Source organism: Brevibacillus humidisoli (genome assembly GCF_020923435.1).
GTDB classification, from domain to species: domain Bacteria; phylum Bacillota; class Bacilli; order Brevibacillales; family Brevibacillaceae; genus Brevibacillus_E; species Brevibacillus_E humidisoli.
This window is the reverse complement of record NZ_CP087263.1, coordinates 4,847,821-4,872,500: the sequence shown is the minus strand read 5'-3', so window position 1 is coordinate 4,872,500 and position 24,680 is coordinate 4,847,821. Positions and strand designations below refer to the sequence as shown.

At 53.5% G+C, this 24,680-nt stretch carries 28 protein-coding genes and 1 pseudogene (1 of these 29 running past the window's edge); 5 read left to right on the top strand and 24 right to left on the bottom strand.

Going from position 1 to position 24,680, the window contains the following annotated elements; genetic code table 11:
* A protein-coding gene (gene groL, locus LOK74_RS23800) for a chaperonin GroEL (RefSeq protein ID WP_230044475.1) crosses the window boundary here: on the bottom strand, positions 1–883 show its 5' portion. It extends 755 nt beyond the left edge of the window; only the first 883 of its 1,638 coding nucleotides appear in the window; the start codon lies at positions 881–883; the stop codon falls past the left edge of the window.
* A gap of 57 nt (positions 884–940) precedes the next feature.
* Positions 941–1,225 carry a co-chaperone GroES gene (gene groES, locus LOK74_RS23795; protein WP_230044474.1) on the bottom strand — a complete coding sequence of 95 codons (285 nt, stop codon included), beginning with the start codon at positions 1,223–1,225 and terminating at the stop codon, positions 941–943.
* Positions 1,226–1,612: 387 nt separating this feature from the next.
* On the opposite strand from groES, the gene LOK74_RS23790 reads away from it, so the two are divergent.
* A complete protein-coding gene (locus LOK74_RS23790; RefSeq protein ID WP_230044473.1) occupies positions 1,613–2,974 on the top strand; it encodes a CAP domain-containing protein in 1,362 nt (453 codons plus the stop codon).
* A gap of 47 nt (positions 2,975–3,021) precedes the next feature.
* Here LOK74_RS23790 and LOK74_RS23785 read toward each other — a convergent pair whose 3' ends face one another.
* The 7 genes from LOK74_RS23785 to LOK74_RS23755 form a co-directional block, all read right to left on the bottom strand.
* Positions 3,022–3,444 (bottom strand): hypothetical protein, encoded by a 423-nt coding sequence (locus LOK74_RS23785; RefSeq protein ID WP_230044472.1) that lies wholly within the window; start codon positions 3,442–3,444, stop codon positions 3,022–3,024.
* 194 nt (positions 3,445–3,638) lie between these two features.
* Positions 3,639–4,298: a Bax inhibitor-1/YccA family protein gene (locus LOK74_RS23780; RefSeq protein WP_230044471.1), complete on the bottom strand. Its 660-nt coding sequence runs from the start codon at positions 4,296–4,298 to the stop codon at positions 3,639–3,641.
* Positions 4,299–4,374: 76 nt separating this feature from the next.
* Positions 4,375–5,148, bottom strand: a complete 774-nt coding sequence (tatC, locus tag LOK74_RS23775) for a twin-arginine translocase subunit TatC (protein WP_230044470.1) — start codon at positions 5,146–5,148, stop codon at positions 4,375–4,377.
* 57 nt (positions 5,149–5,205) lie between these two features.
* Positions 5,206–5,526, bottom strand: a complete 321-nt coding sequence (gene tatA / locus LOK74_RS23770) for a twin-arginine translocase TatA/TatE family subunit (protein WP_230044469.1) — start codon at positions 5,524–5,526, stop codon at positions 5,206–5,208.
* Positions 5,527–5,550: 24 nt separating this feature from the next.
* A complete protein-coding gene (locus LOK74_RS23765) occupies positions 5,551–6,552 on the bottom strand; it encodes a molybdopterin-binding protein (RefSeq protein ID WP_230044468.1) in 1,002 nt (333 codons plus the stop codon).
* The gene (locus tag LOK74_RS23760) at positions 6,536–7,060 is read right to left on the bottom strand and encodes a MogA/MoaB family molybdenum cofactor biosynthesis protein (RefSeq protein WP_230044467.1); all 525 of its coding nucleotides are present in this window, start codon (positions 7,058–7,060) and stop codon (positions 6,536–6,538) included. Before LOK74_RS23760 ends, LOK74_RS23765 begins: the two co-directional genes overlap by 17 nt.
* Positions 7,061–7,165: 105 nt before the next feature.
* Positions 7,166–7,774, bottom strand: a complete 609-nt coding sequence (locus LOK74_RS23755) for a 5-formyltetrahydrofolate cyclo-ligase (RefSeq protein ID WP_230044466.1) — start codon at positions 7,772–7,774, stop codon at positions 7,166–7,168.
* 100 nt (positions 7,775–7,874) lie between these two features.
* Between LOK74_RS23755 and LOK74_RS23750 the strand changes: the two genes are divergently transcribed.
* Positions 7,875–9,821: an ABC-F family ATP-binding cassette domain-containing protein gene (locus LOK74_RS23750; RefSeq protein WP_230044465.1), complete on the top strand. Its 1,947-nt coding sequence runs from the start codon at positions 7,875–7,877 to the stop codon at positions 9,819–9,821.
* A gap of 60 nt (positions 9,822–9,881) precedes the next feature.
* On the opposite strand, the gene LOK74_RS23745 is transcribed toward LOK74_RS23750, so the two are convergent.
* A complete protein-coding gene (locus LOK74_RS23745; RefSeq protein ID WP_230044464.1) occupies positions 9,882–12,233 on the bottom strand; it encodes a hypothetical protein in 2,352 nt (783 codons plus the stop codon).
* A 393-nt stretch (positions 12,234–12,626) separates the two neighbouring features.
* On the opposite strand from LOK74_RS23745, the pseudogene LOK74_RS24320 reads away from it, so the two are divergent.
* A pseudogene (locus tag LOK74_RS24320) lies at positions 12,627–13,124 on the top strand (TVP38/TMEM64 family protein); the annotation flags it as partial.
* Between the two features lie 256 nt (positions 13,125–13,380).
* On the opposite strand, the gene tsaD reads toward LOK74_RS24320, so the two are convergent.
* From tsaD to LOK74_RS23710, 6 genes are read right to left on the bottom strand one after another with little or no spacing between them, the layout of a single operon-like run.
* A complete protein-coding gene (gene tsaD / locus LOK74_RS23735; protein ID WP_420908810.1) occupies positions 13,381–14,403 on the bottom strand; it encodes a tRNA (adenosine(37)-N6)-threonylcarbamoyltransferase complex transferase subunit TsaD in 1,023 nt (340 codons plus the stop codon).
* A gap of 43 nt (positions 14,404–14,446) precedes the next feature.
* Complete coding sequence (rimI, locus tag LOK74_RS23730) at positions 14,447–14,917, bottom strand: ribosomal protein S18-alanine N-acetyltransferase (protein ID WP_230047115.1); 471 nt, start codon at positions 14,915–14,917, stop codon at positions 14,447–14,449.
* 29 nt (positions 14,918–14,946) lie between these two features.
* Complete coding sequence (gene tsaB, locus LOK74_RS23725; RefSeq protein WP_230044462.1) at positions 14,947–15,654, bottom strand: tRNA (adenosine(37)-N6)-threonylcarbamoyltransferase complex dimerization subunit type 1 TsaB; 708 nt, start codon at positions 15,652–15,654, stop codon at positions 14,947–14,949.
* Positions 15,635–16,111, bottom strand: a complete 477-nt coding sequence (gene tsaE, locus LOK74_RS23720) for a tRNA (adenosine(37)-N6)-threonylcarbamoyltransferase complex ATPase subunit type 1 TsaE (protein ID WP_230044461.1) — start codon at positions 16,109–16,111, stop codon at positions 15,635–15,637. The genes tsaB and tsaE overlap by 20 nt, the downstream gene beginning before the upstream one ends.
* 20 nt (positions 16,112–16,131) lie before the next feature.
* A complete protein-coding gene (gene thiL, locus LOK74_RS23715; RefSeq protein WP_230044460.1) occupies positions 16,132–17,178 on the bottom strand; it encodes a thiamine-phosphate kinase in 1,047 nt (348 codons plus the stop codon).
* 30 nt (positions 17,179–17,208) lie between these two features.
* Entirely contained in the window at positions 17,209–17,700 is a 492-nt protein-coding gene (locus LOK74_RS23710; RefSeq protein ID WP_230044459.1) for a SprT family protein, read from the bottom strand.
* Between the two features lie 133 nt (positions 17,701–17,833).
* Here LOK74_RS23710 and LOK74_RS23705 point away from each other — a divergent pair, with 133 nt between their 5' ends.
* Together LOK74_RS23705 and cmpA are read left to right on the top strand one after the other, a co-directional pair.
* Positions 17,834–18,181, top strand: a complete 348-nt coding sequence (locus tag LOK74_RS23705) for a hydrolase/acyltransferase (RefSeq protein WP_230044458.1) — start codon at positions 17,834–17,836, stop codon at positions 18,179–18,181.
* 68 nt (positions 18,182–18,249) lie between these two features.
* Positions 18,250–18,375, top strand: a complete 126-nt coding sequence (gene cmpA, locus LOK74_RS23700) for a cortex morphogenetic protein CmpA (RefSeq protein WP_230044457.1) — start codon at positions 18,250–18,252, stop codon at positions 18,373–18,375.
* A gap of 68 nt (positions 18,376–18,443) precedes the next feature.
* Here cmpA and LOK74_RS23695 read toward each other — a convergent pair whose 3' ends face one another.
* The 8 genes from LOK74_RS23695 to LOK74_RS23660 form a co-directional block, all read right to left on the bottom strand.
* The gene (locus LOK74_RS23695; protein ID WP_230044456.1) at positions 18,444–20,606 is read right to left on the bottom strand and encodes a Tex family protein; all 2,163 of its coding nucleotides are present in this window, start codon (positions 20,604–20,606) and stop codon (positions 18,444–18,446) included.
* A 61-nt stretch (positions 20,607–20,667) separates the two neighbouring features.
* A complete protein-coding gene (sigB, locus tag LOK74_RS23690) occupies positions 20,668–21,474 on the bottom strand; it encodes an RNA polymerase sigma factor SigB (RefSeq protein ID WP_230044455.1) in 807 nt (268 codons plus the stop codon).
* On the bottom strand, positions 21,440–21,931 hold the full coding sequence (gene rsbW, locus LOK74_RS23685) for an anti-sigma B factor RsbW (protein ID WP_230044454.1): 492 nt from the start codon (positions 21,929–21,931) through the stop codon (positions 21,440–21,442). Before rsbW ends, sigB begins: the two co-directional genes overlap by 35 nt.
* On the bottom strand, positions 21,922–22,263 hold the full coding sequence (locus LOK74_RS23680) for an anti-sigma factor antagonist (RefSeq protein WP_230044453.1): 342 nt from the start codon (positions 22,261–22,263) through the stop codon (positions 21,922–21,924). Before LOK74_RS23680 ends, rsbW begins: the two co-directional genes overlap by 10 nt.
* Positions 22,264–22,321: 58 nt before the next feature.
* Positions 22,322–23,326, bottom strand: coding sequence for a PP2C family protein-serine/threonine phosphatase (locus LOK74_RS23675; RefSeq protein ID WP_230044452.1), 1,005 nt, complete (start codon positions 23,324–23,326; stop codon positions 22,322–22,324).
* Between the two features lie 17 nt (positions 23,327–23,343).
* Positions 23,344–23,745, bottom strand: coding sequence for an anti-sigma regulatory factor (locus LOK74_RS23670; protein WP_230044451.1), 402 nt, complete (start codon positions 23,743–23,745; stop codon positions 23,344–23,346).
* A 239-nt stretch (positions 23,746–23,984) separates the two neighbouring features.
* Positions 23,985–24,335, bottom strand: a complete 351-nt coding sequence (locus tag LOK74_RS23665; protein WP_230044450.1) for a type II toxin-antitoxin system PemK/MazF family toxin — start codon at positions 24,333–24,335, stop codon at positions 23,985–23,987.
* A gap of 3 nt (positions 24,336–24,338) precedes the next feature.
* Entirely contained in the window at positions 24,339–24,650 is a 312-nt protein-coding gene (locus tag LOK74_RS23660) for a CopG family ribbon-helix-helix protein (protein WP_277613413.1), read from the bottom strand.
* Positions 24,651–24,680 lie beyond the last annotated feature (30 nt).

The window sequence follows — 24,680 nt, the reverse complement described above, 5'->3', positions numbered from 1 at the left end:
CGGTAAGAGCAGCGATATCTCCCAGCATCGCTTTGCGGCGATCACCGAATCCAGGGGCTTTAACCGCTACAGCGGTGAATGTACCACGCAGTTTGTTTACGACCAGCGTAGCCAGCGCTTCACCTTCTACGTCTTCTGCAATGATCAGAAGCGGTTTGCCGCTTTGCACGACTTGCTCCAGAACAGGCAGAACCTCTTGGATGTTGGAAATCTTCTTGTCTGTGATCAGGATGTATGGATCATCCAGCACAGCTTCCATTTTGTCAGTGTTGGTAACCATGTAAGGAGAAGCGTAGCCGCGATCAAACTGCATCCCTTCTACTACTTCCAACTCGGTGATAAACCCTTTGGACTCTTCGACCGTGATTACACCGTCTTTGCCCACTTTTTCCATCGCTTCAGCGATCAGTTCGCCAACTTCCTTGTCGTCAGCAGAGATGGCTGCCACTTGTGCGATCGAGGATTTGTTTTCCACCGGCTTGGCGATTTTCTTGATTTCTTCAACAGCCGCACGAACCGCTTTGTCCATACCGCGACGCACAACCATCGGGTTGGCACCAGCCGTTACGTTTTTCAGACCTTCACGGATCATCGCGTGCGCCAATACGGTAGCCGTAGTCGTACCGTCACCAGCAACATCGTTGGTTTTGGTTGCAACTTCTTTTACCAGCTGCGCACCCATGTTTTCGTATGGATCTTCCAGTTCGATTTCCTTAGCGATGGTAACACCATCATTGGTGATCAGTGGGGAACCGAACTTCTTTTCCAAAACAACGTTGCGACCTTTGGGTCCCAAAGTTACTTTAACCGCGTTGGCAAGCGTTTCAACACCGCGAAGCATGGAGCGGCGGGCTTCTTCAGAAAACTTGATTTGTTTAGCCATGGAATTACTCAACCTCCTATGGAATATGTGTTAGGGTCGTTCCTTATGTGAAGTGGGTTAGCCGATAATTGCCAGGATATCGGACTCGCGCAAAACAAGCAGTTCTTTGTTGTCCACTTTGACTTCCGTGCCAGCGTACTTGGAGAAGATGACCTTGTCGCCTTCCTTCACTTCGGGAGCGATACGCTCACCATTATCAGCTACGCGACCGGATCCGACTGCAACTACGCGGCCTTCCTGTGGTTTTTCTTTCGCGGTGTCAGGCAGAACGATACCGCTAGCGGTTGTTTCTTCCTTCGAGATTGGTTCGATTACCACACGGTCACCTAATGGCTTCAACACAAAAAACACCCTCCTCAAGTTTGTAGATGGACTTTTTTTAGGTTGTTAGCACTCACCTCTAAGGAGTGCTAACACCCAATTCCTATAATAATCAATGAGCAATTTCTTTGCAAGTACTTTTCATCCAACTTTATGTAATTTTTGATCAGTCAAGTCATCCCCCTCTACTATTCACCACCATTGCCCCGATTATACTGTCTCTTCCTATGTTCTCTACGTACGGGTCTGTTCTCTACGTACCGGTCGAGGTTTTTTTATGTCTGACCTCCTGCATACAGCAACAGCAAGATTCTATATAGTAGAAAGAAGAGAAATAGGTTCTAGTAATCCTCTTGGTGAATATAGATAGAATAAAAGATTGTGATAGGAGCCAAAGGAGGATCATGGATGCGGAAGCTGACGATGATACTTGTCTCATTGCTGGGAATTGGCGTGCTGGCACACCTGCTGGCCGGTGGCTTTTATACCGTATTGCCGGTCAAGCTATACCCGGCAACCCTTTATATCAACGGGCAGAAAGTAGAGGAAGGCGAGCGTAAAGGGTATTTTGACAACGGTAAAGAGCAAGTTCCGGCCGCGATTGAGTACCAGGGAACGATGTACGTGCCGCTGCACTTAGTGGGCAAACATATCAATCAACCCGTTGGCTGGGATCCCTCCAGCTTCACAGCCTGGTTGGGAGAATCTCCAGACAAACAACCATCCAGGCAAGGCGGGCAGTCTGCTTCCAAGGTTGACTCCCCTGCAGAGAGCTCGCAAACGGCCAATAGGGACGGGCAAACCGATGGAGAAAAGCAAATCACAGCCAGTGAAAAGAGCGGAAAAGCAGATCCGAATCAACCGTCGCCGCCAGAGAACCAGGAGCTTTTTGGTTTGAAACTGGGAGATCCTGCCGAGCAAGTAACCACGCTGCTAGGAGCACCTGCCCGCCGTGAGCCGAGTGCTTTGGGATACGAGTGGTGGATATACAACCAAGACCCGAACAAGTACCTCCAGGTAGGCATCGACGATGGAAAAGTAGTTGACCTGTACTCCAACGCTCCGCAAGCTCGCATCGGTCAGGTAGCAATCGGTACCAGCTACCAAGCGCTTAGCAGCACATACCGGTTGAACGACAAGGTTACTTTCGCTTACCGCGGCGCACAGGTTGAAATCACCAACCTGATCAAAGAGCGGCCGCTTGTGATGGAGCAAGATACCGCTCTGATCTTCTACATCGACAAACACAATGGTGATCGCGTAACCGCCATGCGCATGATCAATCAACTCCCGCTGCTGCAAGGGGGATTCTATGAGACCAAATGGACCTATCGGGGGCAAAGCCCAAACTTTGATCCGCCTCCCCTGTCGATCAAAGAGCGTGAAGCGATTGATGCCGCTCACGAAAGGCAGATTATAGACCTAGTCAATGTGATTCGCTACCGTTACAGTCTGCCCCGCCTCAGTTGGCACGAAAAAGCGGCCGAGGTAGCACGAAAACACAGCAGCAATATGGAACAGCATCAGTTTTTCGATCACGTCTCCGCTACCACTGGCATGGATCCCTTTGAACGGCTGAAACAAGCAGGCATCCCCTACAAAGCGGCTGGAGAAAATATCGCTGCCGGGTTTGTCGACGCCATCGAAGCACATGAGAGTTGGATGAACAGCCTCGGCCACCGCAAAAACGTGATGGAAAAAGCGTTTACCCAATTGGGGGTTGGCGTGATGAACGACTACTATACGCAAAACTTCCTCACGCCTCGCTAATCCTGTCTCGCTAACCCCGTTATAGAAGCTGACTTCATCGTATGAGGTCAGCTTGTTTTTCGTTCCACTCGCTCCAATAGCCGTTGTACTTTCTCGGCACCGCGAGCAAACTCCAGCAACAGCGAGTCCCCGTCCTTGGTATGTACGATCATCCATGGGCGGCGAGCCCCCTGCTTCGGCATGACCACAAACATCTCGACGATCTGAGCATCGATCCCGGTGGACTCAACGGTCAGATCTTGTGGCGGGGTCAATGGAATTCTCAGGATGAGTGCCCGTTCCAGCGAGGGACTTAATTCCTGCACGCGTCCGCTGACACTGTCCAACATTTCTTTTGCCTCTTGTTGAAAGAGATCCGAATTGGCGTAGATCTCAACCACTTTTTCTTTATCGGTATCAAACAATTCTACCTCGCCCGAAGCGGCGATCGGACCAAAGAGCAGCAGAAGACCGGCCAATATAGCATGCAACGGAAAAACCCCCTTCTTCTCATCTGCACCTAGTATGCCCAGCGAAGAACAGGGGATGAAAAAAACATCTCCCGTCGGCAGTTTGACGGGAGATGTCAGCAAATCCAACCGTACCACAGGCGTTCACACGCTAGATCCGGTCAGCTGTCGTCTCAGTACTCGCTGTACTTGCTCTTCATAGCATAGTCGTCTGCTTAATCGTCGTTGCCACCGAACAGTCCGAGCAAGCGCAGGAGGGACAAGAACAGGTTGATAAAGTCAAGATAGAGTGAGATCACCGCAAGCGGGATATCTTCTTCGGCAACACCATGCTTATAGTTGGAGATATCGTACAAAATGTAGCCACTGAAGATCAGTACGCCAGCAGAAGCCATCAGCATCTGCATCCCGCTGCCAAGCGGCAGGAACAGATTCAATACCTGCAGCAAGATCAATCCGATCAGTCCGGCGAACAACATCCCCCCGAGGAAGCTGAAATCCCGCTTGGAGACATAGGCATAGGCCGCCAGTCCGACAAAAATCCCCGCCGTCAGGAAAAAGGCGATGTTGACGAGCGCAGCATCCCCTCTCATCGCGTAGTACTGCAGCGTTGGTCCCAGCGTAATCCCGCTGATGAAGACAAACGCGAACGTAAACAGGTAGCCGACTCGCACACCTCGACGGCGGAAGATGAATGCGCCGACCAGCATCAGCAGCTCAACGATGACGAGCGGCAAGATCAACGCCGGTGGTACGAACATTGTACCAAACGCACAGCCGATCGCCGATACGAGCAAGGAAACAGCAAACATCCTTAGCAGTTTGGAAAAGTTAGTCTCCACACTGCCATATGGCTGGGTTACTTCATAATTCACCAATGGTTCCTCCATTTCTTTGAATGACTTGCTCTTAATTACTATCATAGCAACTTTGGCGGCAAATATAAACAATTTATGATTTCCTGTCCGCAAACTCCCTCTCCCACGCCTCATCTTCCTGCAGCTGTTTCCGATATACCAGCTTGGACAGCCAGATGCTCACTTCGTACAGCAGAAGCAACGGAATCGTCACCAGAATATCGCTGACAATCTCCGGCGGGGTTAGTGTAATGGCAACCACCGCAAGGACGAAGTAGGCCACCCGACGCAAGCGGGCAAGTCGCATGGGATTGACAATCCGCAGACGAGTCAAAAACATCACCAGCATCGGCAGTTCAAACAGAAATCCAAACGGTATCACGATGTTGAACATAAATCCGAAATACTCGGCAACTCCGTAAAGCGGCTGCGTACCGATCTTTTCCGTAAATCCGACCATAAACGGCAGGATCATCGGAAAAACAATATAGTAGCCAAATCCCAAACCTAGCAAGAACAACAAAAACGCTACGGGGATAAACCGCAGGGCAACCCGCTGCTCAGGCGGCCGCAAACCGGGGCTGACAAACCTCCATATCTGAAATAGCGCCACCGGCAGCGTAATCACAACTCCAATCAGGAACGCGAACTGCATATAGACTCTGAGTGCATCCGAGGGAGACAGGGAAACGAGCCCGGACAAAGGGATTTCTTGCGATATGGGGTTAGACTGCATGTATTGAATCACAACATCAGCGTAAAACAACCCCACGACCAAGGCCAGTACAAATACGACCAGCACCCAGATGATCCGCTTCCGCAGCTCTCCCAGGTGCTCTTCCAGCGTCATCTCGCGAATCTCACTCATCAAGCCACCAGCCTTTTTTCTGCCCAAAAAAGGGTATTTCCATCTTATGCGAAGCGGCTATGTCTTTGGCTGCTCCTTCTCTGCCTGCAGACGTTCCCGCTCCATCTTTTCACGAATCTCCGCTTGCACCCGCTCGCGAATCTCCTGCTCCAGTTTTTCCTGTTCCGGATCTGTTTTTTCCGTGATGACAGCCTGCTGTACAGGCCGCTTCCGCTCGTCGTCATCGTCATCGTCTTTGGTCAGGCCGCGCGTTGCATTCTTAAACTCTTTCAGCGTGTGTCCGACCGCCCGTCCCAACTCAGGGAGCTTCTTGGGTCCAAACAGGACCAGGGCCAGGATGAGGATCAGGATAACGCCTGAAATACCAATTGAACTCATCTTTCCCAACTCCATTCGTGATAGTTAACAGTTCCGCAGACCGCCGTACCCGAGCCGGGTGATCTCCTGCTCCGTGATCCGCTCGCCGATCAGCAGACGCGGCAAAAACACGTCAAACGAAGTAAGCGGCTCATGCATCACCGCACCGGGAAGTCCCAGAATCGGCACGTCTCCGGCATAGGCAACCATCAACATCGAACCTGGCAGCATCGGCGTCCCGTAGCGAACCACCTCTGTCGCAACTTCAGCGATCGCACCCGGCGTGCGATCATCGGGGTCAACAGACATTCCCCCGGTTACGAGCACCAGATCAACCCCTTGCTCAAGGAAGCGGCGAATTTCCTGCTCAATCACCTCTTTGTCATCCGGGACGATCCGCTGCTCCACTACGGTTGACCCAAGCGCCTCCAGTTTGCCGCGAATCACTGGTCCGAACTTATCTTCAATTCGACCGCTGTACACTTCTTTTCCGGTTGTCACGACTCCTGCCTTTCTCGACGGAAAGGGAACGACGTGGACAATCGGCTGGTCAAATGTCTTGGCCAATGCTTCCAGCCGGTCAATCTGCGCCTCCTCGATAATCAGCGGGATGATTCGTGCAGCAGCTACCGGGCGACCCGCAGCAACCACCTGGTTGGTTGTCATCGTAGCCAAAGCAATTGCGTCCAGTTCGTTAATGGCATGAACGGCGGCTTCATCCACCTTGGCCAGACCGGTATAGTCCGCCTTTAGTGTAACCTTGCCTTCGTAAGGTTCAGTCAGGATAACTCCTTGACCAGCGACAGCACGGGCGATACGTTCGGACGCATCGTTCTCGTGCAGGTGGCCAGGGGGCATCTCCAGTACATAGATGTGTTCCTTGCCGATCGACAGCAGCGGTTCAATGTCCGCTTCCGTGATTACGTGACCTTTTTTAAACAGGCGGCCCTTAAACGTTCCGGGCAGTATCTGGGTCATATCGTGCGGCAGAACCATACCGACCGCTTCCCTGACCGGGATTTCCTTAAAGTTAGGCTTGGCTACCACTCGGACTCCCCCAATTCTCGTTGGCGTCACCAGTCCCCTGTAAAATGTTAAGCGCATCCGGGATCATATCGGCGATTGCCGTGAAACAGATTTCGACCCCGCGCGGACTACCCGGCAGGTTAATGATCAGACTGTTGCCGCGAGTTCCCGCCACGGCCCGCGTCAGCATGGCCCGTCGCGATTGCTGCAGGGCAGCTCGTCTCATCTCCTCCGCCAAGCCAGGGACGACCCGGTCGATCACCCATGATGTCACTTCTGGCGTCACGTCCCTCGGTGAGAGACTGGTGCCGCCTGTTACAATCAACAGATCGCACTTGTCCCGGTCAACCAATTCAATCATCTGTTCCTTCAATTCTTCCATATCATCAGGTACGATACGGTAAACGGCCACATCGGCCTGCAACCATTCCCGCGCCAGTTCACGCAGGATTTGCACGCGGTCATCCTCACGCTCTCCCTTGGCAATCGTATCGCTCGCCGTGATGACGCCGATCTTCCAGTTTGGCATCTTGATACCTCCACTTCCTTCCGCTAGGGCGGGAGTCGGCATTCACTTCAATATTATACTACATGTCTACCGATATCGCGGCTTACAACTATGTGACAGAAATGTTTATTTTCCGAACGGCCCCAGCACCCCGTCCTCCGTCACCAGATAATGGAGCGGGATGTCGTGACGTTCCCGCGGGACTGACTCGACAAGCTGTATGGAGTAAGCAAGCCCAACCAACAGCGGGCGATGGGACAAATCAGCCAAAAACCGGTCGTAATACCCACCACCGTAACCGAGACGTCCGCCTGAGCGGTCAAATGCCAGACCAGGCACGACCACGGCATCAAGTCGTTCGGGATCCGCCGGCGGTGCCTGTTCCGGGTCAGGTTCCAATATGCCGTACGCACCCCGGCGCAAGCTGTCCCTTCCCCGGTATACGTGCGGATGGATCCGCCTGCATGCCGGATCGGTTAACGGCAGCCACACCTCCTGGCCTCGCCTGCCGGCTGCCTCCAGAAACGGTCTGGTATCAATCTCGTCCCGAAACGGGTAAAATGCCAGGATGGTTCGACTGTCAGTCAGCGGTTGCAGTTCCAGCAAATGCTGTGCCGCCTGAGCGGAACGACGGCTCTGCTCCTGGCGAGACAGCTCCCCGCGCATTTGGGACATCTGCTGGCGAAGCAGTTTTTTTGCCTTTTCCACATCCGATGACTCCTCCCAGTGTGCCACGGAGTGTTCCTCCTCTCTCTTCCCTGCTGCCTCCTCTTGTCGCTCTCCGTCGGCTTACGCTAAACTGGATAGGATGGACACAATATTTTGAGGTGAAACGATGATTTTGTTGCAAGCCGAACACATCAGCAAAGCATATGGGATTGAAACCATTTTACAAGATATATCCTTGCAAGTTCAAACCGGGGAGCGTGTCGGGCTGGTGGGGGCAAACGGCGCCGGCAAATCGACCCTGATGAAAATCCTCGCCGGCGAGTTGGGACATGATAGCGGCACGATTCGTAAGCCAAAAGAAGTGACGATTGGTTATCTGGCCCAAGACAGTGGACTGGAATCGGAGCGAACGATATGGGAAGAGCTGCTCTCTGTTTTCGATCACCTGCGCAAAGAGGAGCAAGAACTGCGTCGTCTGGAAGCCTTGATGGGTGACGAGCAGGTGCTGGCCGACGAAAAACGCTATCAGCAAATCGCCGACAGCTATGCTGTCCTTTCCGATGCCTTTCGGGAGCACGGCGGCTACAGCTACGAAGCCAGCATCCGCGGAGTCTTGAACGGACTTCGATTCTCAGAGATGGATACCAATACCCCGATCCACACGCTGAGCGGCGGACAGAAAACCCGCCTGGCTTTAGGCAAGCTGCTGCTGCAAGCACCTGACGTGCTGCTCTTGGACGAGCCGACCAACTACCTGGATATCGAGACGCTATCCTGGCTGGAGACGTATCTGCTCAACTACAAGGGAGCGATCCTTGTCGTCTCCCACGACCGCTACTTTCTGGACAAGCTGGTTACCGTGATCTACGAGATTGAGCGGACAAAAGCAACTCGCTATGTGGGGAACTACAGTCAGTTTCTGGACCTGAAGGCAGCCAAAATGGAACAGGAACTGCAGCAGTATGAAAAGCAGCAGGAGGAGATTTCCCGGCTGGAAGATTTTATCGCGCGCAACATCGCCCGTGCTTCTACGACGCGCCGAGCGCAGAGTCGCCGCAAGACGCTGGAAAAAATGGACCGGATGGAGAAACCGATCACCCACTCCAAAGCGGCGCAGTTTCGCTTCGATATCGCCCGCATGAGCGGAAACGATGTCGTAAAGGCGGAACAGCTCAGCATCGGCTACCCGGATCACGCTCTCGCCAGCAACATAACCTTTGCCATCGAGCGCGAAGAGCGGGTGGCGCTAGTTGGTCCCAACGGCATCGGAAAGTCGACACTGCTAAAGACAGTAATTGGACAGCTTCCGCCCCTGACCGGCAAGATCCAGTACGGCAGCAACGTCAGCACTGGCTACTACGATCAGGAACAGGAAGATCTGCGAGATGACAAGACGGTTCTGGCCGAACTGTGGGATCAGTACCCCCAGATGCAGGAGAGAGAAGTGCGCACAGTGCTTGGCAACTTCCTGTTTAGCGGCGATGATGTGCTGAAAAAAATCGGCGATCTGTCCGGCGGTGAGCGAGCGCGTGTCTCGCTGGCCAAGCTGATGTTAAAGCAGGCCAATTTCTTGATCTTTGACGAGCCGACCAACCACTTGGACATCTTGAGCAAAGAAGTATTGGAAAACGCCCTGTTTGACTATCCAGGCACCATCTTGTTCGTCTCGCATGACCGCTATTTTTTAAACAAGATGGCGACCCGTGTGCTGGAATTATCCGCCGATGGTGTCACCAGTTATCTCGGCAACTACGATTATTATGTAGAAAAGAAACAGGAACTGGCCGAATTGGCTGCCGAACAGGCAGAAGCCAAGGCCAGCTCCGGCAAAACAAGCTCTCTCGCAGCGGCAAATCAACCCCCGGAAAAATCGAGTTACGAACAGGATAAAGAAGCGAAGCGGCGCGAACGTCAGCGGCTGCGCCGTTTGGAAGAGCTGGAAACGGCGATTTCCGAACTAGAGGAATCGATCGCCGGCTGGGAAGATGAACTGTGCCAACCCGAGGTGTACAATGACCACAAAAAAGCCAAGGCACGAAACGACGCTATACAGCAAGCCAAAGCTGAGTTGGAGATGCTGCTAGACGAGTGGGCGATGCTATCTGATGGGTAGGATCTGGCAAGTCATCTTGCTTGCGATCTTACCGGTTGATCTTGACAACGAACTTTCCTGCTAGCTGCCAGCCTCTGCCGAATCGACGGATGGCAGCTTTTCCCCTTCCCCCAGCGCGGCAAATAGCGCGGGGACGGCAAAAAAGATGATTGAGGTAGCAGCGGAGACGATACCGGAATCATTGAGCACCAAACCTGCCAGTGAACCGGCAACCACACCGCTGAATCCTCTGACCAGATAGGGGTACCGCTGCGAGAGACGGCGTAGATAGCGGTCCGGCCGCAAGCTTAACAACCCGATGACGATCAGTGAGATGACAAACATCTTGCTCCATGAAGAAACACGGATCAGCCGTAGGTTCATTTCGATTTTTCGCTGTACGATGTGGAGCACGTCACTCCAATTGCCATTGACAATGTCGGCTGCGACTACACCTACATGGGTAAGAGGCTCTGACGAGCTGAGATGAAGAGCAATAATCAACGCAATCCCGCCGATCAGTCCTCCTCCACACAGGATGAAACCCTTTTTACCGAACTCCCAGCCTTCGAGGCGAAACAGTGTGACACCGAAGCCGACTGCTCCGGCCAGGAAACCGCCCGCATTGGTGCCCAACGAGGGAGCAGCCATGTAGTAGAGGGTGAGCGCAAACCCTGCCACCGTCAGGAGAAACGGCTGTGTCAAGAGGGCCTGCTGCCGCCTCCTTTGCCATTCGTACAAGGCAGCAACAGCCAGTATGCTGGCCCCGATCAACACGCCCTCGTATTCGTTACCCAATCCGTAAAAGCGGGCACCGATCACCGGATCATAGCCCAGGTAGGAGCGGCGCATCGCTTCTCCTCCTGTAAACCCGTCAAGCAGGATACAGCCAACGGTAAAACCAGCGACTGCCAGCAGCAGCTGCGGCAGCTTCCAGTGCTCCACCAACAGGGCCCCACCCAATGCAAACATGACGATCACCGCAATTATAACAGGGGCGGGAACAGACCAACTCAGCAGCGGTTCGATCAGGAACAGCGCTGGAAAAAACAGCATGGCCAACAGGGAGAGGCGAACAATCCGTCGCAATTTGTAAGCAAGTGGACGTTTGCCGTCTTTTTGCCACACCCAAGCTACTGCTGCTGCTATGAGAATGATGATCTGCAGCATCACGTAGGTATACATGATCCCGGAGCGGTTTTGATAGATGCGGTCGATCTGGTTTACTTTCCCCATAAATTCTGTAAAGAAAGGCAATCTGCTAACAGAGGAGTCCGAAAAGTCGGCCTCTGAGAAGACGGCCTTCTCCCCCTCTACGGGGACTCCTGACATCACGTGTCCGATCACGCCCTCTGGAATCGGTACTGACAACCAAGAGAGGATCGTCGGCAATACGTCCAATCCGCTGACCAAACCATTCTGCCTGGTGGTGATTGATGCCAGTTCACCTCCTGCGGTGGTCCCTTTCCACAGAAGCATCGGTGTAAGCAACGATTTTTCTTGAACTGCTATCGGATTGACAGACGGCGACGTCACCATGATCAGCTGACCTGGCTTCCGCTCCGCAAGCAGTACTCCCAAGAATTGATCCAAATCAGCCAGTACCTTTTGATACTGTCGCTGATAGTGCTCTGGTGCCAGGTATTCCTGCAGACGATACAGACGGGCCAAGTCGGCGATTTGCACGACGATCAGGCCTGACCTCTCCTGCCTGATCCTCTCCAGCAGATAACCGTAATGAGTGCGGATTCCGTCCGGGTATCCCGCTGCCCGCAGCGTCGTGCGGGCAGAGACATCCCCTCTGGGAATTTCTCCATCCCGGTTCATCGCGAACAACGCGGCATGCCGTTGTTTCCCCTCCGCCGTGTCACCGTTCCCGTAGAGCGCAACATCAATACCTGCTTCCTGCAATGTAGAGCCAAGCAGTCCGATACGAGCCGTGAATGGTCTATCTTCGTTATAAGCATGCAGTCGGTAGATGCCGGGAAACAATAACTTCGGTACTGATTCCCTCTGCACGGCTGGTTCTATACCGCGCATCTGGATCATTCGTTCTGCAGCTGTTCCTTCCCCTTGCATCTCCGCCAGTTCCACTTGTTCTTCCCGGTGATAAACGGTGCCGCTGCGGCTGGTGTACAACGCCTGACCACCACTGCCCATCAGCAGATAGGCATTGGCATCATTGCGGGCTCCTGGAGTTCGCATCGTCAGTGCCGCATAGTAAGCGTGACGCAGTCCTTTATTCACATGTGGATAATGCTGAAGTTGTTGAAGATCGGTAAAAGACATATTTTCAATAAATACGACAATGGCCTGTTTGGGTGGTTGCTGCTGCGAACCGACTGCATGGACGTCGGTCGCCACTGTTCCTACGCCAACGGTAAGCAGGCATGTCATGATCGTCAGCAACCAGATCGTACGCACCCTGTGCATAAAAGCCTCCTTGTGGATAAATGAGCAGGTCCTCTTGCGGACACTCTTCTGCTCAGTGCTGTTTTCAACAGCTTTATCCACATTGGCCACAATTTATTCCACAGGATTCTACCTGAAACATAGCTGTTCACCACAATTTATCCACAATTCCCACAAGAGGTCGCTTCTTTTCCACAACTGCGCTGAATGACTGCCTGTGGGTAAAGCCGTGATGCTCGGTCTTCATCGATCATGACGGAAACTTCTTCTTCGTGTACCTATACAGCGTAATGAAAGACTATACCATAGCAGCAAATCTCCGCGTAGTATAGGCGGCAGCAAAAAGAAAACCCCGTCCCGGCACGGTTGACCTGATCAAGCGCAACACCAGCCAGAAAGGGGCGTATCTGTTCCGTGAAACACCGCACAATCCTTCTTTTCAGTTTGATCATAGCAGCAGCAGCCGTCGGTTACGCTACGGTACAAGCTGACTGGCCCCTTCTCTGGGAACAGGCTCGTCACGTGTTCTCTTCGGCCGAGGCGCACCGCCAGTTTGTTGAAAGCTACGGCCCTTGGGCACCGATCGTTTATTTTTTCCTGCAGGTTCTGCAGGTCGTGATCGCTCCGATTCCCGCTCCGGTCGTTGTGGTCGCCGGTGGGCTCTTGTTTGGTTTTTACAAGGGCGTTGCACTCAGTTTGGCCGGTGCCGTAGTAGGCTCCGTGATGATCTTTCTGCTCGCTCGCAGATGGGGACGCCCGCTCGTCACCAAGATGGTTGGGGAAACCATTTTTCGCCGCTATATCGGCTTTTGTGATGCGCGCGGAGTCTGGCTGTTTGTCATCTTTCTGCTGCCCTTTCTGCCTGACGACGCGGTTTGTGCCTTGGCAGGGCTTTCTGCCGTCTCGTTTCGCCGCTTCCTGCTGCTGGTGTTCATCGGTCGACTGCCGGGCATTCTCCTGACATTCCTGATTACGACCGGGGTGATTACCGGGTCGACTGGCTTGTGGGTATCGATTGCGGTGGTATGCGGCGTCCTTGTTCTGTTGGCTGTCTGGCAGCGGCAGCGACTGGAGGCATGGTTCGTTCAGCTGATGAAACAGACGAGCAGCATCAAGGGAAAAAAGTGCGATGATCCGTTCACCGGACGATATCAGCTGTACACCAGACCTATAAATCAGAAAGCGGCAAGCCGGGCACACCGTTTAAGTCGAGCGAGGCGAACTTCCCCCGCAGATAGGAAATATGGCCGGCAGCCGCAATCATCGCAGCATTGTCCGTACAAAGGCACAATGGAGGAATGACTAGCGGCAGTTCTGCCTTTGCACAGCGGGCAGCCAACTGGTCACGGAGTGCTTGATTTGCTGCGACGCCTCCCGCCAGCAGAACCTGCTGCGCCTTGTACTCCGTGGCGGCGCGAATCGTTTTTTCCACCAGTACCTCCACTACGGATTCCTGGAAGCTGGCGGCCAAATCGGCAGGCGGGATCGTCTCGCCGCGCTGCTTCGCATTGTGGAGCGTATTTAATACCGCCGACTTCAGACCGCTGAAGCTGAAATCGTACGAACCCGGCTCCAGCCAGGCACGCGGTAGCGGAATCGAAGCCATGCCCTCCCGGGACAACCGGTCGATCTGCGGTCCACCGGGGTATGGCAGAGCGAGTGCTCTCGCTACCTTGTCGTAGGCTTCACCGGCAGCATCGTCACGCGTCCGCCCCAGGATTTCAAAGCTGCCGTGTTCGCGCATCAGCACCAATTCCGTATGCCCGCCGGATACGACCAGCGCGATCAGCGGAAAGGAAAGCTCTGTGATCAGGCGGTTGGCATAGATATGACCGGCAATATGATGAACGCCAATCAGTGGGATGCCGCGGGCAAACGAAATCGCCTTGGCGGCGGCAATCCCTACGAGAAGCGCACCTACCAGTCCGGGACCATGTGTGACAGCGATTGCCGCGATGTCCTCCAGCTTTTTATCCGCTTGGCGAAGCGCCTCCTCTACGGTAAGCGTGATGTTTTCCACGTGACGTCGTGAGGCAACTTCCGGCACGACACCGCCAAAGCGCTTATGAATCTCTGCTTGGGAGGCGATCACGTTGGAGAGGATCGTCGTGCCATCTTGGACCACGGCGGCCGAGGTCTCGTCACAACTGGTCTCAATGCCAAGCAGCAGCGTCGGTCGGCCTGATTTTATATGCTGTTGATAGGTTTGCTGGACGCGCTGATGATAGCGCGTGTCAGTTTTCTTGTTCACGTAAATTCACCCACATGATAATGGCATCTTCGTCATTGTCCGTATAGTACTTCCTGCGAATCCCGTGCTCCATGAAACCGAGCTTTTTGTAGAGGCGGCGCGCGCTATGGTTGCTGGGCCGCACTTCCAGCGTCATCTTTTCCCCACCTTGCAACAGGGCCAAGCCCATCATCTGCCGCATCAGCCGCTCACCGATTCCCCGTCCGCGGTAATGGGGATGGACGGCGACGTTGGTGATGTGCGCTTCATCCACGAGCAGCCACATGCCACAGTAGGCGATGACCTGCCCCTCTACTTCGGCTACTACATATCGGGCGTGTTTGTTGATCGTCAGTTCGTTGACAAAAGCATCCGTCGGCCACGGTGTGGGAAAGGCCAATCGCTCCAATTCCCCAACCCACTCTACGTCATCTAGTGTCATGAGACGAAACCGGACCGGAATCGTCTGCCCCATCTGATCCTGTCCACTCATCGTTTTCCCCTCTACTGTCCTTGTTTTGCCAGCCATTTTGCCTCTGCTTCCGCCATCTGCAGATACTCGGGATTGAGCAGATGGGGGTCGGCATCACGAACCAGCCGCTGTAAACCGATCCAACCGAGATGGGCAGCCCGGGCGTGATTGAAGGCAGGAGGAGCAAAACAGGCACGACCTATCAGTCGGGAACGGATCGTCTCCTGGTGCAGTGCAGTATCATCGCCAAGGAACAGAATCGATTCCTGATCCAGTGATTCCGCTAGTAGTGAGAGCCACTCGTCCAGCAGGATAATCCGCTCAGGCAGCACCGTGTCCCATGCATCGGTATGTTTCGAGCGGTAGCAGGCGGTATACACCTGTCCTCGCCGCGCATCGAACAGGGGAACGACAGCTCCTGCAAAACCGAGTGCGTTTGCGGCTACTACTTCCAAACTAGAGACTCCAACAACCGGAATGCCCAGCGACCAAGCCATGCTTTTGGCCGCTGCCACTCCGATTCTCACTCCGGTATAGGAACCTGGTCCGTGAGCAACCGCAATCCCGTCCAACTGTTCGGGTTCCAACTCCAATGTCTCCAACAGTTGTGCAATCCCGTCCATGAGACGGACGGAATGATCCTTTTGCTTATTGGTCGTCCACTCGCCAAGCATACGTGTCTCATCGACTACGGCTACACTCAGCACCAGGTTGGATGTATCAATCGCCAAGATGCGCACTACCGTCCAACTCCTTACAAAGTGTTTCGTATCGGTCTCCTTGCGCTGTCAGTTCGCAGTGACGCTTCTGTTCACCCTCGTGGCGCAGCGTTATGGTCAACCGCTCTCCTGGCAGCCACCGCTCGATCAGGGAGGCCCATTCTACGACACATACGCCATCTCCGAAAAAGTATGGGTCCAGGTCGAGCGAATCAGGATCGTCACTCACCCGATACACATCGATGTGATAGAGCGGCAGCCGACCGTGATACTCTTTGACAATGGTAAAGGTAGGACTGTTGACCACCTCATCAATCTGCAGACCGCGCGCCAATCCCTGGGTAAACGTGGTTTTGCCCGCTCCCAGATCACCCTCCAGAGCGAGAAAGTCGCCGGGAACAAGCAGCGCCGCCAATCGCTCGGCAAACCGCTGTGTCTCCCCGACGTCCTGAAATGTCCAGCTGTATGTATTCTGCATACCTGCTTCCTCCCGATCGTTCATTCAACAGCACCGGAAAAGTGATTGAAGCCTTCCTTGCCAAGCGGCCTGCTTCTACCCTGCGGTTCGCACAGCGTGATTCCCGGCTCACTCTCCCCCTCGATCACGCGACCGATGCAGACAAGAGAGAGTCCGTGCTCCGCAAACTGCCGCTGCAGTCCATCGGCAGCTTCCCGATCTACCGTGCCGACCAATTGATAATCCTCGCCACCGTAAAAGATCCAGCGATATGGATCGTGCCCAACAGCAGCAGCGTATCGACGCAGCGTCTCCGATATCGGCAGACGCTCTTGCTCGATCGTGATATGGACCTTGCTCGCTTCTGCGATCTCCCATAATTCCGAGGCCAAGCCATCACTGATGTCGTTCAAAGCACCTGCGGCGCCGGAAGTGAGCAGCAGACGCCCAGCATGGACCGCTGCTTGCGGACGTCGATGGGCCGCGTACAGGGTTTCCCACTCCTGGTCCGGCTCACGATCTGTGCGAGCTGCTGCCAGCAAGGCGTGTAAACCGGCAGCAGACTCGCCAAGCCTCCCAGTGGTAAAAACAACATCTCCGGGTCTAGCCGCAGAACGACGCAGCGCTCTTCCTCGTTCCACCTCGCCCAGCACACTGACGGACAAGTGGAGCGCATCAGGCGTCGATACGGTGTCCCCGCCAATCAACTGCATTCCGTAAAGAGCGAGCGCTTCATAGATACCATCGTAAATCCGATCGCATTCCTCTGCCGTCCAATCCGCCGACAACCCCATCGTCACCAGTGCATAGCGAGGAATTCCCCCCATGGCGGCGACATCGCTAATCGTACTCATGATCGCTTTATAGCCGATATCAGCGGGTGCCATCGTCTCCCGCAGAAAATGAACCGTCTCAATCATCGCGTCACAGCAGGCGATGACCTCCATCCCGTCCGGAACGGTGAAGACGGCAGCATCGTCTCCTATTCCCACAGATAAGCCTGCTCCTTCCTGATTGGAGGCGCGACTCGTCCAGCGGCGGATGAGGGAAAACTCATCTTTTGCCACCGCCAACACCCTTTCCCGCATGTTTGCTTCCCATTATACCGCTGCCTTCTCTCACTTTCCACTTTGCGCGGCAGAGTTGGTCCCGTCACCGAGTGAAAACAACTGCAGACGCCCCCGGCATCGTCCGCATACGTAACGTGCCGGATTCATCTTGCGTCTGCGCTTGTAGGACATGCCGCATTCCCGACAGCGCAGTTCATATTTATAATCGGCAGGTTTTCCCGCTTTTCCGACCCGTTTGCAGTAGCGAGACCCGCCCACCTCGCTCAACAGTATCTGGAAATCACGATCTGCGTGTCTATACCCCTGTCCGGCCAAATGAAGGTGGTAGTGACACAGTTCGTGCTTGATAATACTGATCAATTCCGCTTCTCCGTGCTCAGCCAGATGAAGCGGATTTAGTTCGATATCGTGTGAAGCCAGCAGATAACGTCCACCGGTTGTCCGCAACCGTCGATTAAAGCGAGCATGATGGCGAAACGGCTTGCCGAAAAAGGTGAGCGAGATTTCTTCCACCAGTGTCTGCAGTTCTTGATCGGTCATGGACACCACTCCTCTCTCTGGCAAAAAGGGTTTTATACCCGGTCTTGAATTCCTGGCAAAGGAACGCTACACTTGTCCATGATGGAGCGATTTCAGGAAACAATCACATAAGCAAGATGGATGGGGGAACGGTATGCGATACCTTTTGTTGGCGGACTCCGACCGGCTCTGCTTTGTCAGTCTGCCGGACTCATATATGTACCAGTTGGTCGCCTTGATCAAGCGGTTATACAAGGAGATTGACAAACTAACCAGTGAAGAAAAACCACCTTTGCCTAAGCTGATTGCCGAATGCGGCAGTCTGGATCTATACGCCGATGACTGTCCTGTGCTGCCGGGCTTGACATACGTGAGCGAACTGGAACAGCGCTTTGCCAGGTTGCCGGAAACGCAGTATCCGCTCATCTCGCTGCTGACAGAAATTCGCGCGCTTCAGGCGCAGCTCGAATTCCTGCAGGAAGAAGAGGAATCACTGGGCTAAAGACAGGTACCGCTTCGCCTCATTGGGCATACACTGCTGTATGGAAAACTGCAGCAGGAGGTTCCTATATGCCACAGTGGATGCGCAAGCAACTGCAGCGTGCTTTTTTAGGGAAAGATGTTAGACAAATCCGCTTGTTAAACAGTTGTTGGTTCCTATACTTAGAAAAACATGTGAGCCGTCCTCAAGAGTAGGACGGCCTTTTTTCTATACATGGTGGTGTAAAAGCACTAATCCCGGGATTGCTCCAAGCCTTTCTCCCTCAACTGCCGGGATCGATCATCGTCAGACCCACACGCTGACGCCGCTCGTCGATCTCCAGCACCCAGACATCGACTATGTCCCCTACGGTTACGACGTCCAGCGGATGCTTGACAAAACCTTTCCTCATCTGGGAGATGTGAACGAGACCGTCATTTTTCAGTCCAATGTCTACAAACGCCCCAAAGTCGACCACGTTGCGAATGGTGCCCTGCAGCTTCATCCCTTCCCTCAGATCGCTGAGTTGCAGGACATCCTTGTGGAGCAGCGGCTTTGGCAGTTCGTCACGTGGATCGCGTCCTGGGCGAAGCAGACTTTGGATGATATCGTTCAGCGTCGGTTCGCCAATACCCAGTTGTGCTGCAGTTGCTGACACATCTACAGTCTGCAGCAGCTCTCGACACTGTGGACTGCCGATCTCCTCCGGACGGATGCTCAGCGAGGACAGCAGTTGCGTTGTAGCCGCATATGATTCGGGATGAATCGGTGTCTTGTCCAAAGGATTCTCTCCATCGACGATGCGCAAGAAACCGATACACTGCTCGTACGTCTTGGCGCCTAACCGCGACACCTTTTTCAGTTGCACCCGATTGGTGAAGCTGCCGTTCTCTTCGCGGTGTTTGACGATATTGGCCGCAACCTGTTTATTGATTCCGGAAACGTATTGCAGCAGAGAAGCAGAAGCCGTGTTCACATCGACTCCGACGTGATTGACCGCTGATTCTACCACAAACTGCAAACTTTCCGCCAGTCGTGCCTGTGACACATCGTGCTGATACTGACCCACCCCGACCGATTTGGGGTCGATTTTTACCAGTTCAGCCAGCGGATCCTGCAGTCGGCGAGCAATCGATACGGCACTGCGCTCGGCAACATCTAGCTGTGGAAACTCCTCTTTGGCCAGCTCCGAGGCAGAGTAGACGGAAGCTCCAGCTTCATTGACAATGATGTAGAACAGATCAGGTTGATTGAGCTCTTTGATCACATCTGCCACAAACTGCTCTGTCTCGCGTGAAGCCGTGCCATTTCCGATCGCGGCGATCGTCAGACGGTGGTCGGCAATCATCTGTTTTACTTTCTCTTTCGCTTCTACCACCTTTTTTTGTGGCGGAGTCGGGTATACCACAGCCACCTCCAGCAGTTTACCCGTCTCATCCACGGCCGCCAGCTTGCAGCCGGTGCGGTAAGCCGGGTCCACTCCCAGGACTCGCTTCCCTTTCAGCGGCGGCTGCAACAGCAAGTTTCGCAAATTCTCAGCGAAGATGTGGATCGCCCTCTCTTCCGCAGCCTCTGTGAGCAGTCCCCTCACTTCCCGTTCAATCGAGGGGGTGATCAGCCGCTTGTACGCGTCATCGATCGCTTCTTCCAAGATGGGACGAACCACTGTCTCCCGCGGAATATAACGCTGTCTGAGATATCGCAGGATCTCATCGACCGGTGCTTCAATCGCCACTTTCAAGATGCCTTCGCGCTCTCCTCGATTGATGGCTAACACGCGATGCGGCACCACTTTTTTTACTGGCTCACTGTATTGATAGTACATCTCGTACACGTTTTTGCCGTCCTGCTCCGCTTCCTTCTGCTCGGTCTGGATCGTGCCCTTCTCCTGCGTGATCTGACGGATCCATTTCCGTACATCGGCGTCATCTGATACGAGTTCGGCTATGATATCCATCGCACCCTGCAGGGCATCCTCCGCCGTCTCTACACCTTTGTCGGCATCAACGTAGCGAGCCGCTTCCTCTGCCGGTTCGCCTGCTGTCGGCAGAGTGAGCAAGTAGTCAGCAAGTGGCTCTAATCCCTTTTCCTTGGCTGCTGTCGCCCTGGTTCGCCGCTTTTGTCGGAACGGACGGTACAGATCTTCCACTTCCTGCAGCTTGGTCGCCTGCTGAATCGACTCAGCCAATTCTTCGGTCAGCTTTCCCTGTTCGTCGATCAGCCGCAGTACCTCTTCTTTCCGTACGGAGAGGTTGCGCAGATAACGGACCCGTTCATCGATCTGACGAATCAGAGTTTCGTCCAGTTGTCCGGTCATCTCCTTACGGTAACGGGCAATAAACGGTACCGTATTACCCTCATCCAAGAGGGCGATTGTATGCTCTGCCTGCTTTGGCTGAATCCCCAGCTCTTGTGCAATCACAAGTCCCATCTGCTTCTCTTCCATGTGCGATACGTCCTCCTGTCATTCTAGCCCTATCATTTTACCATAAAACAAAAAAGAGGGCTTATCCGAAGCCCCCCCGCTGTCTTTCCTCTACCCATTCGCTCGCCCGAAGCGCCTCTCGCAGTTTCATCAGCGCTCTTCGCTGCAACCGAGATACGTGCATCTGTGAGATGCCGAGCACGTCACCTGCTTGTTTTTGGCTCATGTTTTCATAAAAAGTTAGATGGATAATTGCCTTCTCACGTGGAGTGAGTACCTGCAGGGCTTTCGAAAGGGTGATTTCATCTTCAATACTGGTATACCCTGAATCTTCCCTGCCGATGAGATCCAACAGGGTGATCGTGCTTCCGTCACTGTCTGTCTCGATTTCACTGTCGACTGACAAAGAGTGGTAGTTGCGCCCCATCTCCATCGTCTCCAAAACCTCTTCTTCGCTTACGTTCATGTAGCGAGCAATATCGGCGATCTGAGGGGAGCACTGCATCTGAGCGGTCAGCTCATCCACAGCTTTCTTGATCTTGGGCCCCAGCTCCTTGATCCGCCGGGGAACGTACACGCTCCAGGTTTTGTCCCGTATGTACCGCTTGATCTCACCCACTACGGTGGGGATCGCAAAACTCTCAAAACTGCGACCATAGCCGCTGTTGTACCGTCGAAAGGCGGCCAGCAGCCCGATCATACCGACTTGCACAAGGTCTTCCTGTGGCTCCTGTCCCCGGGAAAAGCGACTGGCCAGGGATTCCACCAACGGCCGATAGTGCGCACACAAGATGTTCTGGATATCCTTGTTGTAGTCTTGCTGGTAGGCGGCGAGCAGTTGGTCCAGTTCCTCGCTACTCCATTTTTGCTTTGGACTGTTCGTCGACATGCTTTGCCACCTCGTCTCGCCGAACGTACTTGGTCATTGTCACGACACACCCGTTGTCTGCGTCAATCTGTACATCGTCCATAACAGACTGGATGAGAAAAAGCCCAAGCCCTCCTTCTGTCAACGAATCGATATCAGCATCTTTGTCAAACGGACCAAGCTTTCGTTCGACACGCTCCGGATCAAAACTGGCCCCCCAGTCGATGATCTGTATCTGCAGTCGATCTTCATAGATCATGCAGAGGATGCGAACCGAGCCGTTAGCTCCCTCTCCATATGCGTGATGAATCGCGTTGGTGCAAGCTTCCGCTACGGCCAGCTTGATATCCTCAATCTCGTCGTAGGAAAATCCGGCCCGGTTGGCCACGCCTGACACCAGTAGACGTGCTACCCCGATGTATTCGGCACGAGCGGGGATCGTTAGTTCAACGAGATGACCAGTTTCTTTCACTCCCATTCCTTTTCCTCTCCTCCAAGCGGTTTAACAGGGATAATATCGGACAGTCCGGTAATCCGGAACAGGCGTTCAATCCTGGGAGTAACATTTTCCAATACCAACTGGCATCCCGATTGTCTGGATGCTTTTAATGCCCCGATCAGCACCCCTACACCAGTGCTGTCCATGTACGATACATCTCGCAAATCGACGGAAACGCTTTTCGACTCTGCTTCCGAGACCAGCGGCAGAAGCTGTTCGCTTACCAGCGGAGCGGTATAGGCATCGATCTCTCCCCGAACGTAGAGCACGGAGCCGTCTTTTCGCTGCTTTTTATTGATCGACACATTCATGTTTCCCTTTCCTCCCTGTGAGTTCAGCCATGGATGGTATCGTAGCTTCGGCATGGTTTTATTTCGTTCTGCGTATCGCAATCATCGTATGATCATCAGGCAACTCGTGATTGGAGAGATTAAGCAACTTGCGATACAAGCTGTCGACGATTTCCTGACAAGGCAAACCAATCAAATCCAGTATGTATTCGCTCAACTCGCTCCGCCGCAAAAAGTGATCTCCCACCTTTCGCTCGGTCACGCCATCGGTCAGCAGGATGATCAAGTCCCCTCGTTTTAACTGCAGCTCATACTCTTCATAGATGGAGTCTCGCTGCAGGCCGAGCGCCAATCCACTCCCCGGCAAATCGGCCAATCGCTTGGTACGAGACCGATACCAGAATCCCGGCTCGTGACCGGCGACAGCATAGCGAAAGCGATGTGCCGACGTATCATAAGCACCATATGCCATGGTGATAAACATGCTGGAATCGATATTGCGCTCCACCACACCATTTAGTTGGCGAAGCATTTCAGCAGGCTTGCGGGCCCAGGCAGCCAGACCGTCCATGGCGTATTTGATCATGGACATGGAGAGCGCTGCCGGTATCCCTTTTCCCACGATATCGGCAACAGCTACCCCTAGCAGGTGATCCTCCAACTGAAACACATTGTAGTAGTCCCCGCTCATTTTCTTGGACGGCACACTAATCAGCCCAATGTCCAAACCAGCCGCATCGGGAATCGATGCCGGCAGCAGCGTATGCTGCATCGTTACAGCCACTTCGATCTCCGACTCCAACTGCTGCTGCTTGTTTCGCAGAAACAGATGCTCCCGATAGGCAATCCCGTATTCGATCATGATCTCTGTCAGCAGCTGAAACGATATCCGTACCGGCTCAGGCACGTCCACGTGGCCCTCCAAGGCCTCCAGGTGGAGGTCAATGATATCTTCTGGTGCCACATTATGCCGGATGAGCCACTTGCCGAGCTGCTGTGCCGAATAGAGTTGATCCTCTGCCCCCGATAGAAGAAACGATAGCAGTAGTTCGTTGTATTGTTTTTTTAGCTGTCTGCGACTCATCGGCGGCGGTTCTCCCTTCAGTCTTTCCATTTCACGACGGTTACCCGTGTCCCCCGGTTTGGAACGCTGTCAATCAAGAAGGAATCCATCAGGCGCTTTACCCCTGGCAAACCGGCGCCAAGCCCTCCTGAGGTGGAAAATCCGTCCTCCATTGCTTTGCGTATATCAGGGATGCCCGGCCCTTTATCCGTGGCGATCACTTGCAAGCCGATCTTCTCGTCCTGTTGAATCTGCTCGATCGTGATGGTGCCCACTTCGGCATACAAAAAGATGTTGCGCGCCAGTTCCGAGATGGCAGTCGTGATCCGGGACTGGACAATGGTGCCGAACCCCATCTCCTTGGCAATTTGTCTGCCCGCCTGCCTGGCCCGAACAATATCATGTTCTGTGTATACATAAATAGAGCATCGCTCGGCCATAGGAAGCGACTCCTTCCCTTTTCCGCAACATGTTTTGCACCGCCCCTTCCCCGCCTGGAGCTAAAAAACTTATCGGATGAATAAAAAAACTTTGTTGGTTTCTGTCTATTCGTGTCAGATAATTTTTTGAATTATTCGCTATCCGGGTACGTAATTCCTTCTCTGCGAGCACCTGATTTGTGCTGGAAAAAGAAAAACCACTTTGCCCCACGAGACAAAAGCGGTTTCCATTCGTCGTTTTAGAAGTCTATCAAACCCAAACTTATCTGCAACGATTCATTGACACGCTCCATCATCTCATCGTCCAAGCGAGTGATTTTGTCGGTGAGACGCTGTTTGTCAATCGTGCGAATCTGCTCGAGCAGAATAACGGAGTCACGATCAAATCCGTATAACTTGGCGTCAATCTCTACATGCGTAGGCAGTTTGGCCTTTTGAATCTGTGCCGTGATAGCCGCGACGATGACAGTCGGACTAAAACGATTTCCAATATCGTTTTGGATCACCAATACTGGGCGCACGCCCCCCTGTTCAGAACCGACAACAGGTGAGAGGTCCGCAAAAAATACATCGCCACGTTTTACTATCACCAGCTACACCCCGCTTACTAAGCGGTCCAAAGTCAAGTCGGCTTCTTCCTCTGCTTCAAATGCCTCCGAAGCCATATTTAAATTGATTTTTGCCATCTCCATATACCCTTTTTGCATCGTTTCCCGGATAAAACGCTTTTTACGCTCCTTCAGATAAAGACTCATTGCCTGACGAATGAGTTCGCTTCTATTGGACTTCTCTTTCTCTACCACGCCGTCCACTTCCTGCAGCAGGTGCTGCGGCAGGCTAATCATGATACGCTTCGTGTTGGTTTTCGACAAGACAAATCCACCTCCACCATGACCCAATGACATCCAATGCAGTTAACCGGTGATTATCCCTTA